This is a genomic window from Chryseobacterium geocarposphaerae (assembly GCF_002797535.1).
Taxonomy (GTDB): Bacteria; Bacteroidota; Bacteroidia; order Flavobacteriales; family Weeksellaceae; genus Chryseobacterium; species Chryseobacterium geocarposphaerae.
On sequence record NZ_PGFD01000003.1, the window covers coordinates 186,663 to 202,716 of the forward strand.

17 protein-coding genes and 2 tRNA genes are annotated in these 16,054 nt (G+C 37.4%); 4 read left to right on the top strand and 15 right to left on the bottom strand.

The features are described 5' to 3' along the window. Nucleotides 1–152: 152 nt before the first annotated feature. The 5 genes from CLV73_RS16840 to CLV73_RS16860 form a co-directional block, all read right to left on the bottom strand. Complete coding sequence (locus CLV73_RS16840) at nucleotides 153–956, bottom strand: hypothetical protein (protein WP_100378048.1); 804 nt, start codon at nucleotides 954–956, stop codon at nucleotides 153–155. A 19-nt stretch (nucleotides 957–975) separates the two neighbouring features. Continuing rightward, a complete protein-coding gene (locus tag CLV73_RS16845; protein ID WP_100378049.1) occupies nucleotides 976–1,599 on the bottom strand; it encodes a carboxypeptidase-like regulatory domain-containing protein in 624 nt (207 codons plus the stop codon). Between the two features lie 77 nt (nucleotides 1,600–1,676). Beyond that, the gene (locus CLV73_RS16850; protein WP_185116787.1) at nucleotides 1,677–2,372 is read right to left on the bottom strand and encodes a family 16 glycoside hydrolase; all 696 of its coding nucleotides are present in this window, start codon (nucleotides 2,370–2,372) and stop codon (nucleotides 1,677–1,679) included. Between the two features lie 41 nt (nucleotides 2,373–2,413). After that, nucleotides 2,414–3,466 carry a hypothetical protein gene (locus CLV73_RS16855; protein ID WP_228424422.1) on the bottom strand — a complete coding sequence of 351 codons (1,053 nt, stop codon included), beginning with the start codon at nucleotides 3,464–3,466 and terminating at the stop codon, nucleotides 2,414–2,416. Nucleotides 3,467–3,538: 72 nt separating this feature from the next. Next, on the bottom strand, nucleotides 3,539–4,369 hold the full coding sequence (locus CLV73_RS16860; protein ID WP_228424424.1) for a helix-turn-helix domain-containing protein: 831 nt from the start codon (nucleotides 4,367–4,369) through the stop codon (nucleotides 3,539–3,541). 378 nt (nucleotides 4,370–4,747) lie between these two features. On the opposite strand from CLV73_RS16860, the gene CLV73_RS16865 reads away from it, so the two are divergent. Together CLV73_RS16865 and CLV73_RS16870 are read left to right on the top strand one after the other, a co-directional pair. Next, nucleotides 4,748–4,822 (top strand) — tRNA-Pro (locus tag CLV73_RS16865). 15 nt (nucleotides 4,823–4,837) lie between these two features. Next, nucleotides 4,838–4,911: transfer RNA gene (locus tag CLV73_RS16870), tRNA-Arg, on the top strand. Between the two features lie 76 nt (nucleotides 4,912–4,987). On the opposite strand, the gene CLV73_RS16875 is transcribed toward CLV73_RS16870, so the two are convergent. Beyond that, on the bottom strand, nucleotides 4,988–5,518 hold the full coding sequence (locus tag CLV73_RS16875) for a RidA family protein (protein WP_100378052.1): 531 nt from the start codon (nucleotides 5,516–5,518) through the stop codon (nucleotides 4,988–4,990). Further along, entirely contained in the window at nucleotides 5,511–6,302 is a 792-nt protein-coding gene (locus CLV73_RS16880) for an alpha/beta hydrolase (RefSeq protein WP_100378053.1), read from the bottom strand. The genes CLV73_RS16875 and CLV73_RS16880 overlap by 8 nt, the downstream gene beginning before the upstream one ends. 58 nt (nucleotides 6,303–6,360) lie before the next feature. On the opposite strand from CLV73_RS16880, the gene CLV73_RS16885 reads away from it, so the two are divergent. Then, nucleotides 6,361–6,969, top strand: a complete 609-nt coding sequence (locus CLV73_RS16885) for a Crp/Fnr family transcriptional regulator (RefSeq protein ID WP_228424426.1) — start codon at nucleotides 6,361–6,363, stop codon at nucleotides 6,967–6,969. A gap of 139 nt (nucleotides 6,970–7,108) precedes the next feature. Here CLV73_RS16885 and CLV73_RS16890 read toward each other — a convergent pair whose 3' ends face one another. Then, the gene (locus CLV73_RS16890; protein WP_100378054.1) at nucleotides 7,109–7,450 is read right to left on the bottom strand and encodes a winged helix-turn-helix transcriptional regulator; all 342 of its coding nucleotides are present in this window, start codon (nucleotides 7,448–7,450) and stop codon (nucleotides 7,109–7,111) included. Between the two features lie 132 nt (nucleotides 7,451–7,582). Between CLV73_RS16890 and CLV73_RS16895 the strand changes: the two genes are divergently transcribed. Then, nucleotides 7,583–8,530 (top strand): NADP-dependent oxidoreductase, encoded by a 948-nt coding sequence (locus tag CLV73_RS16895; protein ID WP_100378055.1) that lies wholly within the window; start codon nucleotides 7,583–7,585, stop codon nucleotides 8,528–8,530. Nucleotides 8,531–8,609: 79 nt separating this feature from the next. Here the strand turns inward: CLV73_RS16895 and CLV73_RS16900 are convergent, their stop codons facing one another. The 7 genes from CLV73_RS16900 to CLV73_RS16930 form a co-directional block, all read right to left on the bottom strand. Then, the gene (locus CLV73_RS16900) at nucleotides 8,610–9,284 is read right to left on the bottom strand and encodes an MBL fold metallo-hydrolase (RefSeq protein ID WP_100378056.1); all 675 of its coding nucleotides are present in this window, start codon (nucleotides 9,282–9,284) and stop codon (nucleotides 8,610–8,612) included. Nucleotides 9,285–9,337: 53 nt separating this feature from the next. Continuing rightward, a complete protein-coding gene (locus CLV73_RS16905; protein WP_100378057.1) occupies nucleotides 9,338–9,925 on the bottom strand; it encodes a Crp/Fnr family transcriptional regulator in 588 nt (195 codons plus the stop codon). Nucleotides 9,926–10,126: 201 nt separating this feature from the next. Next, complete coding sequence (locus CLV73_RS16910) at nucleotides 10,127–10,972, bottom strand: SH3 domain-containing protein (RefSeq protein ID WP_100378236.1); 846 nt, start codon at nucleotides 10,970–10,972, stop codon at nucleotides 10,127–10,129. Between the two features lie 16 nt (nucleotides 10,973–10,988). Further along, nucleotides 10,989–11,816: a 50S ribosomal protein L11 methyltransferase gene (prmA, locus tag CLV73_RS16915; RefSeq protein ID WP_100378058.1), complete on the bottom strand. Its 828-nt coding sequence runs from the start codon at nucleotides 11,814–11,816 to the stop codon at nucleotides 10,989–10,991. 251 nt (nucleotides 11,817–12,067) lie between these two features. Further along, on the bottom strand, nucleotides 12,068–12,781 hold the full coding sequence (locus CLV73_RS16920) for a 3-ketoacyl-ACP reductase (protein ID WP_100378059.1): 714 nt from the start codon (nucleotides 12,779–12,781) through the stop codon (nucleotides 12,068–12,070). A 198-nt stretch (nucleotides 12,782–12,979) separates the two neighbouring features. Next, nucleotides 12,980–14,563: a calcineurin-like phosphoesterase C-terminal domain-containing protein gene (locus CLV73_RS16925; RefSeq protein WP_100378060.1), complete on the bottom strand. Its 1,584-nt coding sequence runs from the start codon at nucleotides 14,561–14,563 to the stop codon at nucleotides 12,980–12,982. Nucleotides 14,564–14,597: 34 nt separating this feature from the next. Next, complete coding sequence (locus CLV73_RS16930; protein ID WP_100378061.1) at nucleotides 14,598–16,052, bottom strand: SusD/RagB family nutrient-binding outer membrane lipoprotein; 1,455 nt, start codon at nucleotides 16,050–16,052, stop codon at nucleotides 14,598–14,600. Between the last annotated feature and the right edge of the window lie 2 nt (nucleotides 16,053–16,054).

The following is a 16,054-nucleotide window of genomic DNA, read 5'->3' on the forward strand; positions in this document are numbered from 1 at the left end:
TTGGTATTAATTCTCTGACAAAGTCGAATTTTCCATTTTTCATAATACCGGAGAAAGTTTTCCAATATTTTTTAGCGTCTAATTGACATTATATACGTTTTTATTCCTCAATATCTCAAGATGGATTGCCATAAGTTACTGGACTGCAGATACTATTTAGTTCTATTCCTTCCTGAAACTTTGAAATTACTTACCAGTACCGCTGAATCATTGGAATATCGCCACGGTGCCGTAATATAAAAATTTTTAGCCACTGCAGGACTGAAGAGAACTTCATCAGCTAGCTTTATATCATTGAGATATACCGCCATTCGCTCGCCGTCAACTGACAGGACTATATGTAGCGGACGATTGACCCATGGCTGAAGATCAAAGATCTTATTTACAAATTTTTCCGGCGTACTGCTGCCTATATTAACCTGATTCGTATCGTAGTAGTGCAGTTGCACATAAGTCCCGATATTGCTAGCATAATGGTGGACACTGTTATCGCTGGCAAAACCAAGCGACAATGGCGCAATATCTTTCGCCTGTTCTGCTTTTGCGATAATGTCAAAAGATAAGGTAAACTGGCGGGGATAGTTGAGCGGATTCGAAAATTTGTAAATCTCCTTATCCCCTAAATCCAGCCATTTCCCTTTCTGACCTGCTACCGTTCTAATAGTAGCCGCTCCATTGGTTTTGAAGCTTGTAGCAATGGTACCTGGCTGAAATGCCGAAAAATCTTCTGCGAATATCAGCGAATCACCAGACACTACGGTGCTAGTGCGGTTCCCTGATTTATCTGCGGCTTTCTCTTCTTCTGAAGTGTTATTTTTGTCAATTTTTTTGTCTTTTGTTATTGTGGTTTTGTCTTTTGCTTTTTGAAATATATCACTGACTTGGGCATATACCGCAATTCCTAAGAGCAATAGTACAAGGAACAGCAGTCCGGTGATTTTTTTATCTGTTATCATGGTAAGATATTTTTGTAAACTAATGAAGGTTAACTCTAACGATTTCGCCGTCTTCTTTTACCTCTACAAATGCTTCTATCCTGTCCTCGTGGTCAACAGAATAGCTCTTTTGTTGATAGTAGTCTGTCTGTCCGCCGTAGTTGTTGTACCCGGTTCCGGTATATTCATTATATGTCCCATTGTGCGTATAGCCGAGAAAACCTTGCAGAAAATATTTGCCCGGCTTCATGTCAGGAAACGTAAATTCTCCGTCGCTATTGGTAATTGCTTCAAGCCTGTACCTGTAGGCATTTTTGGAGAGATAGACATAACGTCTTTTTCTGAGGCTTTCTTTTTCTTTTCTCAAAGTATACCAAGACTCCAGATATGGTGTTACCGGGAACAAGGTAACCTTTATCTGGTTGGCATATATACGTTGTCCCACTTTGAGCCCCCATTTGCTCTTCGCTTTTGTAAAAGCTATCCCTTTGATGGTAGCCGTACCTTTGGCAAGTTTCTGTTTCGCCTGTAATGAATCAAAATGAACCTGCGGATAAAGCGCTTCAATCTTATCCTTTTTCTCCGGCTCCTTATATTGAGCCGAAACGACAGCTGTTGATGATAATGCATAGAAAATTGCAACAATATATTTTTTTAACTTCATGATATTGATTTATGGTTTAATGACTGTATGATAAGGAAGATTGAAAGTTCTCCCGGCTTTAATGATTACCTATCACGTTATTTTCCTGTCGGTTCCGGAGAAGAAGGGATAATTTTCAGATTTCGGAAATAGCCCTCAGTACCAACATCGACAAATAAGCCGATGGCACCCGTTTCATCCGGGCCGTGTTTAAGATCGTTCACGATAAGGGAAGGGTATTTGTTCTTATTTAAAAAAAGTTTTGCCTGGCTATCTTTGACTTCAATTTTTATGGTGATCCATTCATTCAAACCCATATCGGCATACGACTCGTACTTCTCGGGACTTTCTTTTCTTAGACGTTCATATTTAAAATTTGGGTAAGAAAAGTATTGAATCGAGTGATTGCGTCTCACCTGGTCTTCGGCTCTGCCATTCGTTGGACGTATATATATGGATTCAAATTTCGAATTCATATCATCATCAATTCTGAATACCAGTCCAATAAACCCACGATCGGTTGGAGCAGCCGTAGGGAGCAGCCGGCTTAGAACTTCTACCTCGATACTGCCATTTTTAAAGTTTGTGTTCTTTATCTTAACAAATGTAGGTTCGTCCGCTTCTTTCACCGAACTGTTTTTTACGACCCTGACAACTTTTTCACCTTCCAGGTTGACAATTTGCATATAAACTTTATTAGGTAAAAGATTGCTCTCATCTAGAATTACTTTTTGGCCGTATGCACTTTCTGAGATTAACAGAAAAAGAAATAAGGTTGTTATTAATCTTTTCATACTTCTTACTATAAAGAGTTTATGACTGTTATGATTACAACTTACTTTTTAAAAAGTCCGGCATTTAGATTCGAACCCAGTGAACCTTCCGCCAATTGCAGATAATTTCGTTTACTCTGATCTTTTTCAATGATCACGGTTCCGGTGGTCTGTACGTTTTTCATTTCCAGAAAATCTGTAGAAGTAGCATTACTGTCACTCAACGGCCCGCTTCCGTATCCTGCCAGTTTATTATAATTCACAAAAATACAGTCAGAAGCCTTATACCGGCGTGTGCTTCCTTTTTCCCTGATCCATACTGTGCTGGTGTTGGCGATAATGTTATGATGAAAATCGAAATCATCGCCATTGGTACCTTGAGTAGTCCAGACCCCGCAGAAATAGCCACCAGAGACCAACGAATGTTGCATGGCATTGCGACTGCCGACCTTTCCTTCATTTTTCCAGAAGACAACAGGTATTTTACAGTTGAAGAAAACACAATGGTCAATAACCAAACCATAGCCATTGGCGATCACTCCTACATGTAATGGCAGTACATCTGCATTTCCAGCGAATAAACATTGTGTTACAAGCAGATCGTCCAGTTTTTTTCCGTCGCGCCAGATGGGATATGAACGTCGTAAATTATTGGCATCGAGATACGTATAATCTGGGCTGCCTGTAAACCGAAGACCCGCAATGGTAACGTGGCTTACCTCGGGTTGTATACCTTTCGCTTCTTCTCCCCCCACACCGGGTTCAGTAGGTACAATGGTCATAACGACCGGCATTTTTTTGGGTGTCCAGTCTGCATCATCGGGCATCACTTCAGCACGGATGGTTAGACGGTTGGTAAAAGTATATTTATCATTAGTAAACAGTACCGTTTTGGTGATCATATGCACACCTTCTGCAAGGATGATTGTTGTTTCTCCCTGGTCTTTATTTAGATTAATGCGTCTTGCGGCTTCTGAAAGGGATCTTAAAGGCTGTGTCTTTGCCCCTGAATTCATGTCATTGCCGGTTATGGGATTAACATATAATTGTTCTGCCTTTATGCAAAACAAGCTCATTATAAAGAATAGAAGACTTAATGTTACCGATTTTATCATTTTCCTTTTTTTGGTAAAATTAGGAAGATTGATATGCTGCAAAATGGTCATTTTATCTTCAGAATTGTCAATTCATATATTCTTTCGGTATTGCTGGGGCGTGGTACGGGTAAATTTTTTGAAAAAACGGTTAAAGTTGGAAGGATCGGAAAATCCGAAGTCGTAGCAGATCTCTTTTGCAGATTTATTCTGATGCAACTCTTTTTTTATTTCTGAAATGAGTTTGTGATGAATCATTTGCTGTGCTGTTAATCCGCTGAACTGCCTGCAGACTTTATTAAGAAATCCGGGACTTACATTAAGCATTTTAGTATAGCTTTCAACGGTTTGATTTTCTAGAAATTTCTTTTCCAGCAAAGAGCGGAATCTGTAGAAATCTGCATGGATGTAAGTGTCCCTCTGAACGTTATAGATCCCTGCATAATAGCGGTTGAGAACGATAAGCAACTGATAAAGTACAGACCTGATCAAATGATTGCTGTCATTCTGAATTTGTCCGAACTCCCGTTCTATTTCCTGTAAAAGCTCCAGGCATTTCCCGAATGATCTTTCATCGATCTTTATGTCAGTGGAATGAGAATACTGATGAAAGTATTGAAACCGGTACAGAAACAGCTCATCTGAAAAGAAGAGGTGAAGAAAATCTTTTTCAAAGAACAATGTATAGCCTCTTATCTTTTCTTTGATTTCCCAGCGGCGAACCTGCCCGGGGCTGATAAAAATGATGGTTCCGGGACTTATAGACATTACCTTGCCATCCAGTGAAAATGTTCCCGATCCCTCTTCAATGAAAACAATTTCGTAAAAACTGACTTGATGTAAGGTCCGGTCCAGTACATAATTTTTCAATGTTTCAATACGTCCAAGATCCAACAATAATTCTGTCCCGTATTTATAGGGCATAAAATGATATGTTTTAATTGGAGAAGCTTTTACCATCTTTGAAAATTTTTACAATAGAAGGCTCGTGTTATACAAACTTTTGTTTCGTTCTTCAAAGATAAATAGATTTTAGCTTCAATGTACGCTGTTGTTCTTTCTGGTTTAATATTTATTTCTTCAACTAAAAATTTAAAAAAGGTAATAATATACTTATAAAAACAGCTTCAGGAAAATTTAGATTAAAATCAATTTTTAATTAAAAAGATTGACCAATACTTTATAAAATGGTAATACAATATTATTTAAAATTATTTCGCATTTTATTTTCATAATTCAAAAAAACATTCTATATTTGCACCCACAAAAAACAAGGTAATTCTTGTTAAAGATGACCTCAATCGGGGCGTAGCGTAGTCCGGTCATCGCGCCTGGTTTGGGACCAGGAGGTCGCAGGTTCGAATCCTGCCGCCCCGACAATCAAAAATTTTAGGGTGCGTAGCTCAGCTGGATAGAGCATCTGCCTTCTAAGCAGACGGTCAAAGGTTCGAATCCTTTCGCGCTCACTGAAAGAGACAACTATAAATAGTTGTCTCTTTTTTATACCCATAAAATGCTTAAAAATATAGAAATAAAAAGTATCTATAATGGTTTAAACGCAATTGCATCAACTTCTATGAGCATTCCGTCCAAAGCGAGTTTTGGAACCGGTATTAAAGTACTCGCAGGAAATTTATTATTCTTCCATATCTTCCGCATTTCTTCACTCCATATGTTAAGTTTCTCCTGATCATGATCAACAATCAGTATTGTAATTTTAAGTACATCATCATGAGTTAAATCCGACGCTTTAAGAGTATTATTGAGATTTTGTAAAGCAGCTTTAACCTGCATCCTGAAATCTTTGGAAAGCCTATGATCTAAGCCCTCTCCTCCGCTTTGTCCTGAAATAAATACATAATTTCCGTTACCTGAAGCCGTTGTAGAATGTGAAAAAGCAAATGGTGTAGGATCAAAAAGCTCTTTAGGATTTCCATAGTGGATGTTTGACCTATCCTTTGATTCACAGGCTGGATTATTTTCATTTTTAAAACAACCTATAAGCAATAAAATGAAGAGTAGAGAGATCAGAAAATATTTTTTCTTACCTGTAAAGTATTTAAAACTAATCATGATTTGTAAAGAATTGATGAAGTTGGAATATTTGATTAACAGCAGCTTTAGCCCAATAGGCAGCATCGTGGCTACCGGGACGCTCTTCATAAATGTGAGGAATATTCAATGAGATTAATTGCTCATGAAATTTTCTGTTTTGGGCAATCAAGATATCGTCAGTCCCACAACCGATCAGGATTTTTTGCCGACTGTCTTTAAGCTTATTTATCTGTGAAAAAGCTGTGTACGCGGTCCATTTCTCAGGATTTTCACCTAGTAATTTAGAGACACCATATTCTTTTCCAAAAGGAACAAAATCTATGACTCCACACAAGCTCGCGATAGCACTAAAGGTTTCCTGATGTCGTGAGCCGATATATAGTGCTCCATGTCCACCCATACTCCAGCCCATTAAAGCTGTTTTAGACTGGTCAGACTTGTATTTTTTTTGAATATAATTGGTCAATTCTTTGGCAATAAAAGTCTCGTACTTTAAGCGGGGACTGTCAATATACCAACTGTCATAATTTCCGTCGGGTAATACAAATATCATCTGCATTTCTTCACTGAGCGCTGATAAAGAAGGAATATCCTGTGTTAACGTTCTTTTAGGATAGCCACTGTAGCCATGCAGTATATAAACTGTTGGCAGCTTCTTATTTCCACTGTTTGACGGATGTACTACAAGTGTTTTAATTTCCTTGTTCATAGATGTACTGTAAATATTCAATGAGTCGACTTTTTGAGAAAACATTTTGCTTCCCATGCACATAGCGACTAAGGCAAATAACGATTTTATCATTGTAATTGATTTTTGTAGTAGCAAAGTTAGATGCCTAAATTCTCAAAATTCTTTACATATGTTGAGGAATAAGAAACTTTTCCTTTATCTTTATGATATGGCAGCATTTTGGGAATTTATAGAACATTATTCTTCGATCTCTGAGGAATCAAAAAACGCATGGTCTGCTTTATTGAAGACATCTAGTATTTCAAAAGGGGATAATTACCTAGATCAGGGGGCGATACCTAAAGATATTGCTTTTATTAGTAGCGGACTGCTTTCCTACTATTACCTTAATGAAAAAGGGGAGAAAATAATTAAACGATTTTTTCAGGAAAATTCACTGGTAGCATCTACAAGTGCATTATTAAAACAGGAGCCAGGATTTTTTGCCATTGAGGCTTTAGAAGTTACGAAACTGATCAGTTACTCTTTCAAAGATTTCAGAAACTTAGCAAGGAAATATAATGATATCGCCAATTTCTACATCAGCTATCTTGAACGCCATTGGGTTATAGAAAAAGAATTTGCGGAAATCACTCTTAAATCGGCTACGGCTAAAGAAAGATATTTAAGGTTTGAGAATGATTATCCAGAGTTGATCTCTCGTTTAAAACTTCATCAGATAGCCTCTTATCTTGCAATTACTCCCACTCAGCTCAGCAGAATCAGGGCAGAACTTTAATGCTTATCAACAGAGTGTGGATTGTCAATTTTTACAGATACTTACTGATAAAGCATCATTTCCAAACCAATCGCTTTAAAAATAGTGTAGCTTATTTCAGGCCATATCTAACAATTTATTCCTGATTTGAAGAAACAAATTAAAGTTTACTGTTTTCCTTCGCAATTTGCTTATCACCCCATTGCTTCAAATAGTCAATAAAAGGAATTAATTCTTTCCCGGTTTCGGTCAGAGAATATTCCACTTTTGGAGGAACCTCGTGATAAACCTTTCGGTTAACCAATCCGTCATCTTCCAATTCACGCAACGTCTGGGTGAGCATCTTGGGCGTAATATCGTGCAGTTTTTTTCGCAGTTCACCATAACGTAAAATCGTATTCACATGAAGATACCATAAAATCCGTCCTTTGTATTTTCCGCCAATTCGTCTGAAAGCATAATCCACAGCGCAGGAAGGTTCATCATTTAAATATTTTTTCATTTTTTAACATTTTATAATGATTTGATAATCAACAATAGTATTTTTTTAGTTTGTAAGATACAAAAAAGTGTATACTTGTCACAAATATACTATTAAATTACTTTCGCTTGGTAATTTTAAATATCATAGAAAATGAAAGCAGTTATTTTAAAAGAGGCAGGAAGTGTGGAAAACCTGCAATTTGCAGAAGTGGAAAAGCCAGTTTTACAAAACGATGAAGTGTTGGTAAAAGTAGCGTCTGTCAGCATCAATCCTGTAGATGTTAAAGCGAGGTCTTATGACGGCGTTTTAGGTTGGATATTTGGAGAGGAACGACCTGTAATTCTGGGTTGGGATATTTCTGGAGAAGTCGTGGAAACAGGTAATGGTGTGACCGACTTTAAGATTGGGGACCAAGTATTCGGAATGGTCAATTTTTTCGGAAACGGAAAAGCCTATGCAGAATATGTCGCTTCACCGTCAAAACATTTGGCTTTGAAACCCAAAAACACAACATATCAACAGGCAGCAGCTTCCACAATGGCGGCTTCTACCGCCTACCAGGCTTTGGTGGATGTTGCCAAAATTAAAAAAGGAGACAAAGTATTGGTTCACGGGGCTTCCGGAGGTGTCGGACACTTTGCTGTGCAGATCGCCAAGCATTTCGGAGCTTACGTCATCGGTACATCTTCTGCCAAAAACAGAGATTTTGTTTTATCGTTGGGAGCGGACCAACACATTGATTATATGACAGAAAATTTTGCCGAAAAAGTACAGGACGCCGATATTGTTTTGGACACTATTCAGGGAGAGACACTGCTTCATTCTGTTGATGCAGTCCGACCGGGTGGAATTATTGTAACACTTCCCACTCCTGAAATTTCCCAGGAAGTTAAAGAAAAAGCCGACATGAAACAGGTAAACATTACGTTTATGATGGTGGCTTCCAAAAAAGAAACCATTACAGCCGTTGCCCAGCTATTGGAACAAGAAGCTTTAAAACCACATATTCACAAAACCTTTCCATTTGAAGAAATTGCAAAAGTACATTTAGAGGTTGAAACCAATCGGGTTGTAGGCAAAGTTGTTATAAATATTTAAATACTACAAAGCAAATTATTAGAAAGCAAAAAGAAGATGTTTTTAGGCATCTTCTTTTAAACCATAATACGGCATCTTTTTAACTATACTTAGCCACAAATTGCTCGAATTTACGATTTGTATTCCGCAAGACCGGTCCATGACCGAAACAGATAACAGAAGGATTCAATTGTGCTAACTTTTGGAGTGATTTGATGTTACACTGCTGATCTGAGGTAAACATATTTGGCGGAAGCCGCAGGCCGGTCACTGTCGTAAGCAGATTCATATTTATCGCAGCATCTCCGATGATCAGTACTCCATCCTGCTCACGGAATAAAGAAATATGACCTGCAGAATGCCCGGGAGTCTCTATTACCCGGAAGTTTCCGATTTTATCGTTTTCAGTGATTGTCCGGTCGACTTTATGTCCCTGACCAGCCCAATACTTTTGCTGAAGCTTGGCTATCCAATGTTGTGGAGTTGGATAATCGTTGGTCACCATACCTGTTTCGGTTCTAAAAACTTCGTTGGGATGACAGAGTAAGGGAATTGAGAGCTCAGCACATATCTGATCGCTACAGCCCTGATGATCTGCATGAGCATGCGTCAACACGTGTTGATAAACGGAAATTTTCTGTAACGCTTTCTTTATTGTGGCATATGAACTGCGTATTCCGGAATCTACCAATACACCTTCGATAATATAACAATTGATACTGTTTCGTGGCATCAGGGGAATCTGAAACACTTCGGGAGCAATTTGACGTAACATATTTTTTTGTGCAAATCTACTTCGATGATCCGCATCAAATAAGGACATTTGTCCTATAATGCATTGGGTCTATGTATTTGTCCTTTCGCCCTTGTTAATGATCGCTGCGTGATGCCAAGGTACGATGCCAGATCCTGAGTTGCGCCCCGTTGAACGAGCATGGGCTCACTAGCCAGAATATGACGGTATTTATCCACTGTTGATTTATTATTGTAATTCAGCAGATAGCTTTCTTTTTGGTTATACTCCTGTTCTATCACCGATTTTATCACTGTATTCCAGGCAGTAACCTGACCAAGCAAATGTTGATAGTCCACGTAGCTTATTGCATAGATTATGCTGTCTTCTATAGTCCTGATACTCCTCCTCGATTTTTCCTGAGCCACAAATTCCTGAAATGAAGTGACAAATTCATTTTCAAACTTGAAACAGGTTATATTTTCTTCTCCTTCTTTGTTGACAGCATATGCTTTTATAGCACCACTGGTGATAAATCCAATATGTCGACATATTTCCCCTTCACGAATAAAAAAATCGCCTTTTTTTAAGCGGATCGGTTTGAAAAACTGCGCAGAGAAGTTGATTTCCTCAGCTGATAGTTCCCCTGTTGAAAATAGATAATTTTTAAATACATCGGTCATTTCACAATCTTTTCGCTCTTTTATTTTCTTTTAATCGTCTATGGATTACAACATAAAGCACACAAATTTAAATATTGTACATTCATAAAAACCGCATCTAAATAAACAAAATAATTTATTTTAACTTTTCAAAGAATACAATTCTATACCATTAAAAAACCACCGTAAATATACAGCGGTTTCAATTTATCATTAAATTTTCTATTTCAATTTATAAGAATTTCCGTCCCAAAGATAAGTCTTTGACGCTCTTTTCTTTTTTTCACGATCTCTGTCATCTTTTTCCATTTCTTCCATTTTAAAAATAAAAGCATTCGGAATTCCGCCTTTATCATTCGGGAAAACAAATTCTTCGCTGTGATAATATACATCAGCATCTCCAACATTCATGAGTTGAGGAAGAACAATCAGCTTTTTATCTTTAAACAAAACATATTGGTCATAACTCGGAATTCCACACGCTTCGCCGGAAACAGTCGCTTTTAAAGTCAGTTCCACGTTTTGCAATTTATGATTGCTTTCAATATTGAATGTTCCAAAGCTCAGGCTTTCACCTGAACCCGTCTCGAAAGAAACCTCATCAATCAAAGCATTACCTTCCAACACTTTTATCGCTGCAATATTTTGTTGGATTGTTATTTCGGGAGATTGCTTGTCTTTTTTATTGACTGTTTTCGTTAAGCCAAAAAGAAAATCATAGCCGTTTTTATTTCTGTAGCCCACACAAAGATTCCCACCCCAAACATAACCTTCTGAAGTTTTATCTCCTTTTTGGTAAGATATTTTATACCAATTGGCTCTTCTTTCTCCCAACTTCAGAATGGTTTCTTCTTTTTTAAGAATTACAATCGGCTGATTCGTCTGCAAAGAATCCAGAATCTGAGCATTGGTATTGGGAGACTGCCGGATTCTTGTCCAATCCGTGAATATTTTCTGTGTTTTATTTTCTTCAAAATGGAAAACTCCGTTGGCATATTCGTAATCTTCTTCCTGTGCGGAAAAAATCTGAATAATGAATAAAAATAAAACAGTGAATAAGGCTTTCATATTAATACTGGTGTGATTATTTTTCAAGCAGCAAACTTACCCATTCTTCTCTTTGAAGCTGTTTTTTAAGTTCTAAGCCATTTTCTTTACAAACCTCCAGAATATCATCAACATCGAAGAAACACAATCCGGAAAGTAATAGTTTTCCTCCTTCGTTCAATACAGAAACATAAGTCGGGATATCTGAAATGAGGATATTTCTGTTGATGTTGGCCAGAATAATATCGTAATTTTCTTTTCCTAAATTTTCAGCAGTTCCTAATTCGATATCCAGCTCTACATTATTTCTAACAGCATTTTCCTTTGAGTTTTCTACAGACCATTCGTCGATATCAATTGCTTTTGTCTCTCCGGCTCCTATTTGTTTTGCATAAATTGCCAATACGGAGGTTCCGCACCCCATATCCAATACTTTTTTACCATTGAAATCGATATCCATCATTTGCTGGATCATCAAATGGGTCGTAGGATGATGCCCCGTTCCGAAAGACATTTTGGGCTGGATAATAATTTCATGCATTCCGGGAACAGATTCATGGAACTCTGCTCTGATCAGTACTTTATCATCAATATTGATGGGTTCAAAATTCTTTTCCCATTCTTCATTCCAATTGATATTCGGCATTTCCTGAAAAGTGTATTCTATCTTCACTTCTTCATTCTGGAAAAGCGGAAGTGCTTTCAGTTCTTCTTCATTGAATAAATCTTTCTGGATATATCCTAAAATCCCTTCCAGCTCTTCTGTGAAACTGTCGAAGCCTATCTCGATCAATTCTGCCATTAATATTTCGTTCCAGGGCTGAAGCGGAGAAATTTTGAAATCGAATTCTAAATAATTTTGCATGTGAATAATTTGCTGCAAAAATACTAATGTTATTATTGTTAAAAAAATGATGAAGTAAATTTAGCTGAAATCAGGGATTTTACGTTTTTTGAATGAATGTACCCGAATTCTAAGCTTTGGCTAAAGCCATATAGAACCCATGAAAATAGAAAGCAGGCTAAAGCCCGCTCCTATTGATTTTTTAAAGGATAGAGGAAAAATTCTTCGCTGCCAATTTTAAACCTTACACCCTGAACTTTGAACTTTAAATTTTATGGATTGGTAGAGAAAATAGAACCATTGGCTATTAATACTCTTCTGTTCATTTTAAGAATATCTCTTACCCATTCTGCGAAATCTTCAGGCTGAAGCACTTTATCAGGATTTCCATCTGTAAGGCCTCCCTGGATAGACATATCAGAAGCAATTGTACTTGGTGTAAGGGTAATCACACGGATATTTTGCTTTCTCCATTCTGCCATCATCGATTGTGATAATGAAACCACCGCTGCTTTTGAAGCTGCATAAGCTGACATATTTGGGCCGCCCTTTAAACCTGCTGTAGATGCTACGTTAACGATATCTCCTTCTCCTTTTGCTTTCAGGAACGGATGAACTGCTTTTGCAGCATAATATACTCCGAAAAGATTGGTTTTAATTACCTGCTCCCAGGTTTCAGAAGGCATTTCTTCGATAGAACCGAAATCTCCGATTCCTGCGTTATTAATCAAAATATCTACTCCACCCAATTGTTCTGCCAAAGACTCGATTCCTGATTTCACTTCAGCTTCGTTATCGACTGAAAAAACGGCATAAGCTGCATTTACCCCGATATTTTTAATTTCTTCTACCGTACTTTTAAGGTTTTCTTCATTTCTTCCTGTAATTCCTACATTCACTCCTTCATTCGCCAATGCTAGTGCTACCGCTTTTCCTAATCCTCTTCCTCCACCTGTAATGATGGCATTTTTACCGCTTATATTCATATTAAATAGTATTTTATTCGTGTAAGCAAATTTACGAAAGATGATCTGGATAATGTTGATGAAAGCCTAAATTTTATAGGAAATGAGATGCTTCGACAAGCTCAGCATGACACTCGCAATATCATTCTGTCATTTAAAAAGCAAAACCGGCCCTAAAAAGGGCCGGCTTCATTTGAAAGTATAGTAAAAATTGAAAAACTAAGGAATAAGAATTGAGTTTTGAACCTCAAATTCCTGTGATGTTGAGAACTGATTTCCATACATGTCCGTTGCTCTTACCTCAACCTTATGTTTTCCTAAAGAAAGCTTTTTAGAGAAATCTCCTGTCCAGATGTGTTTTGAGATTTCCGGATTTGAAGGTCTTCTTCCCGGGAAAATATTCTGTGTGGTATCCCATTTGAACACCGACATTACAAAATTCGGATCTAAGGTTTCATCATAATCCATCAATTCCCACTTTTCATCGTCAATCCTGTATTCCACTTTGTCTTTTTTGCTTCCCATGAAGAAATTAGCCAAGATTTTCGCAGAAGTTTTTGACGGGTAAGGAATCACTTTCGGAACGTATAGATTAATCTGATAATCTTCCGGCTTCCCGGCTGTTTTGTATTTAACTTTATATTGATTGTCATTGAAACTGATAAAAGAATATCCTTTTGCCGTACCATCTCTCATAGTTGAGGTTGGTAATCCCAAGTCATCTGAAGTTCCTGACCACCAATCTCCACAAGTTGTTCCTACGTTGTATTCATGAAGGTCTTTTGAACCGTTCCAACCTGCTGCTTTTTCGTAAAAAAGCTGTTGTTGAATGTGCGTATGTGCTGACAAAATCAATGCATTTTGAAAAGGCGTCAAATAATCAAATAATTTCTGACGGTCCGAGTTTCTGAAATTATCTTCGTTTTTATGCTCTAATGGAATATGGAAAGAAACCACAATCAGTTTGTTTTTATCTACCAGCTTCAAATCGTTCTCAACGAATTTCAACTGGTCTTCACGAAATCCTCCCCAATATCCTTTTCCATCTCTAGGATCTGGATATAAGATATCATCTAAAACAATGAAGTGAACATTTCCGTAATTGAATGAATAATTTGCAGGTCCGAAATTTGATTCAAAGGTTTCGTCAGAAAGCCTGTCTTCTTTCGCTTCATAATTCATATCGTGGTTTCCCATCACATTATACCAAGGCAAGCCGATTTCTTTCATTACATCTGCATAAGGCTTTTGTAGGCTTAGATTATCTCCCACCAAATCTCCTAAACTGATTCCCAATACTGCATTTTTCTTAGTAGTTTTAACCTCATTTACAATGGCTCTCTTAAAATAGTCCAACTGCTTTTCGGTATAAGGCTGTGGATCTCCGAAAACCAGAATATCAAAATTTCTGCTTTCATTCTGCTTGTTTAAAGCAAAATTAATTTCTTTCGGAAGTTCTCCTGTAGGCGCAGAGCCTTTGTATTTAAAATCTGTGGGAGAACCTTTCGGTTTATACTGATAGTAATATTGAGGCAAATTATTTTCATTTACGGGTGTCATATACCCGGAAGGTTTAATCACGAAAATCGTTTGCCCATCCTGAATTGGTAAGCTGTATCTTCCGTTTTTATCGGTTAAAACAACCTGTTCTCCATTGGAAACCGCAACATTTTCTATTCCTTTTTCTTTGTTTTCTTTCTTCTGATTCTTGTTACTGTCTTCATATACATAGCCTGAAACAGAAGCTTGTGAAAGTGCCATTGCTGAAATTAACAGGCAAGGCATTATAAGTTTTATGTTCATTTTACTTTTGCTTAAAAATTGTTTTCTTGTTGAATTATGGCTTATTCCACCACACTTTTACATTAATATTATCGCCTCCCATTTGCTGAACTGCAGCTTGATAGTTAGCCGTATTTAAGACTCTTGGATTAGGAGGATACATCAATCTTGAAGGTAATAATCCATTATTTAAAAGACCTCCGTTATTTGGCAATACTGGGAAACCTGTTCTTCTTTTCTCAAACCATTGTTGCTGATCTACAAAGAATAAGGACACATATTTCTGAAGCATGATTCTCTCTAAGGTTCCGTTGTAAGCAACATTGGCATTGGCAAAATAATTGGCAGGCACTGTAGCTCCCCATTGTTCAATTGTAGCTTTCACGCCATTTTCATAAAAGGTCTGAGCATTTCCTGAAATAATTCCTTTCAGTGCTAATTCCGAAAGAATGAACTGAAGCTCGGCGTAAGGGAGAATTAAAATATTTAAAGGAGCTTTTGCCAGATTCTGATTTAAGTTGGATGGCTGATAGGTAAAAACCGTGCCCGGATTATACCCTGACGGAGCACCTTTATAACCGATATTAGCATTAGTAGCCAGATCTTTTGCTGTAGAGAAAAACATAGCCATTCTAGGGTCGTTATTTGCTTTTAAAGTTTCTACAAAAAATTCTGAAGCCGCTCTGCTTGTAGTGAAATCCTGCGGACGGGCTATAGGAGGAAGTAGCGGTGCTACCCCAGTAATATTCAGTTTTGCCGTTTCTGCATTGCTCTGGAAAATAGGATACGTTGTAGGGTTATTAATGATCTCCTGAATTCTTGCATGGACATTCACTTCTCCATTTCTACTCAAAATCCTCGTTAACAATCTCAAAGAAAGAGAATTACAAAACTTTTTCCAATTCAGTATTCCGTTGACATCTGATTCCGCTTTATAAAAAAGATCCGTCCCTGTTAATGTTTTTGTGGTTACAAAAAGGGAATTTGCAGCTTTTAATTCATCCAATAATTTGACATAAATATCTTTTTGACTGTCGAATTTCGGCTGGGCAATTCCTTCATCTAAGCTTGATGCTTCGAAAAATGGAACATCCCCGTATGTATCTGTAAGATTTGAATATACCCAAGCATTCAGAACCATTGCAATAGCAGTATAATTAGCATCATTATCTCTTTCTGCCGCTTTTCTCATATCCTTAATCTGCATCAGCCATTTATAGCTGTTGTTCCAGAAGCCTGCACCTGTATTTTCGGTAATGTAGTAACGGCTAAGAGAGTTTCCTTCGTTCGGAAAACCTAATGAAACCTGCATGATATCGAAAGTAAAATCATCAGCTCTCATATAATTAATCGCCGACATATTGTACTGGATCGGAACGAGTAATTTTGAAGCTACCGGATCACTGATTCTACTTCCATCTACATTGATCTCATCAAGATTTCTATCGCAAGACACCAGACCAAAACCGATACCTGCCAATAAAGCTATGTTTAAAAGTATTTTTTTCATTT

What these genes read in the sequence shown, in the direction of transcription:
- CLV73_RS16840 (WP_100378048.1), bottom strand. Translation starts at nt 956, where the DNA reads ATGATAACAGATAAAAAAATCACCGGACTGCTGTTCCTTGTACTATTG.
- CLV73_RS16845 (WP_100378049.1), bottom strand. Translation starts at nt 1,599, where the DNA reads ATGAAGTTAAAAAAATATATTGTTGCAATTTTCTATGCATTATCATCA.
- CLV73_RS16850 (WP_185116787.1), bottom strand. Translation starts at nt 2,372, where the DNA reads ATGAAAAGATTAATAACAACCTTATTTCTTTTTCTGTTAATCTCAGAA.
- CLV73_RS16855 (WP_228424422.1), bottom strand. Translation starts at nt 3,466, where the DNA reads ATGATAAAATCGGTAACATTAAGTCTTCTATTCTTTATAATGAGCTTG.
- CLV73_RS16860 (WP_228424424.1), bottom strand. Translation starts at nt 4,369, where the DNA reads ATGCCCTATAAATACGGGACAGAATTATTGTTGGATCTTGGACGTATT.
- CLV73_RS16875 (WP_100378052.1), bottom strand. Translation starts at nt 5,518, where the DNA reads ATGATTAGTTTTAAATACTTTACAGGTAAGAAAAAATATTTTCTGATC.
- CLV73_RS16880 (WP_100378053.1), bottom strand. Translation starts at nt 6,302, where the DNA reads ATGATAAAATCGTTATTTGCCTTAGTCGCTATGTGCATGGGAAGCAAA.
- CLV73_RS16885 (WP_228424426.1), top strand. Translation starts at nt 6,361, where the DNA reads ATGTTGAGGAATAAGAAACTTTTCCTTTATCTTTATGATATGGCAGCA.
- CLV73_RS16890 (WP_100378054.1), bottom strand. Translation starts at nt 7,450, where the DNA reads ATGAAAAAATATTTAAATGATGAACCTTCCTGCGCTGTGGATTATGCT.
- CLV73_RS16895 (WP_100378055.1), top strand. Translation starts at nt 7,583, where the DNA reads ATGAAAGCAGTTATTTTAAAAGAGGCAGGAAGTGTGGAAAACCTGCAA.
- CLV73_RS16900 (WP_100378056.1), bottom strand. Translation starts at nt 9,284, where the DNA reads ATGTTACGTCAAATTGCTCCCGAAGTGTTTCAGATTCCCCTGATGCCA.
- CLV73_RS16905 (WP_100378057.1), bottom strand. Translation starts at nt 9,925, where the DNA reads ATGACCGATGTATTTAAAAATTATCTATTTTCAACAGGGGAACTATCA.
- CLV73_RS16910 (WP_100378236.1), bottom strand. Translation starts at nt 10,972, where the DNA reads ATGAAAGCCTTATTCACTGTTTTATTTTTATTCATTATTCAGATTTTT.
- prmA (WP_100378058.1), bottom strand. Translation starts at nt 11,816, where the DNA reads ATGCAAAATTATTTAGAATTCGATTTCAAAATTTCTCCGCTTCAGCCC.
- CLV73_RS16920 (WP_100378059.1), bottom strand. Translation starts at nt 12,781, where the DNA reads ATGAATATAAGCGGTAAAAATGCCATCATTACAGGTGGAGGAAGAGGA.
- CLV73_RS16925 (WP_100378060.1), bottom strand. Translation starts at nt 14,563, where the DNA reads ATGAACATAAAACTTATAATGCCTTGCCTGTTAATTTCAGCAATGGCA.
- CLV73_RS16930 (WP_100378061.1), bottom strand. Translation starts at nt 16,052, where the DNA reads ATGAAAAAAATACTTTTAAACATAGCTTTATTGGCAGGTATCGGTTTT.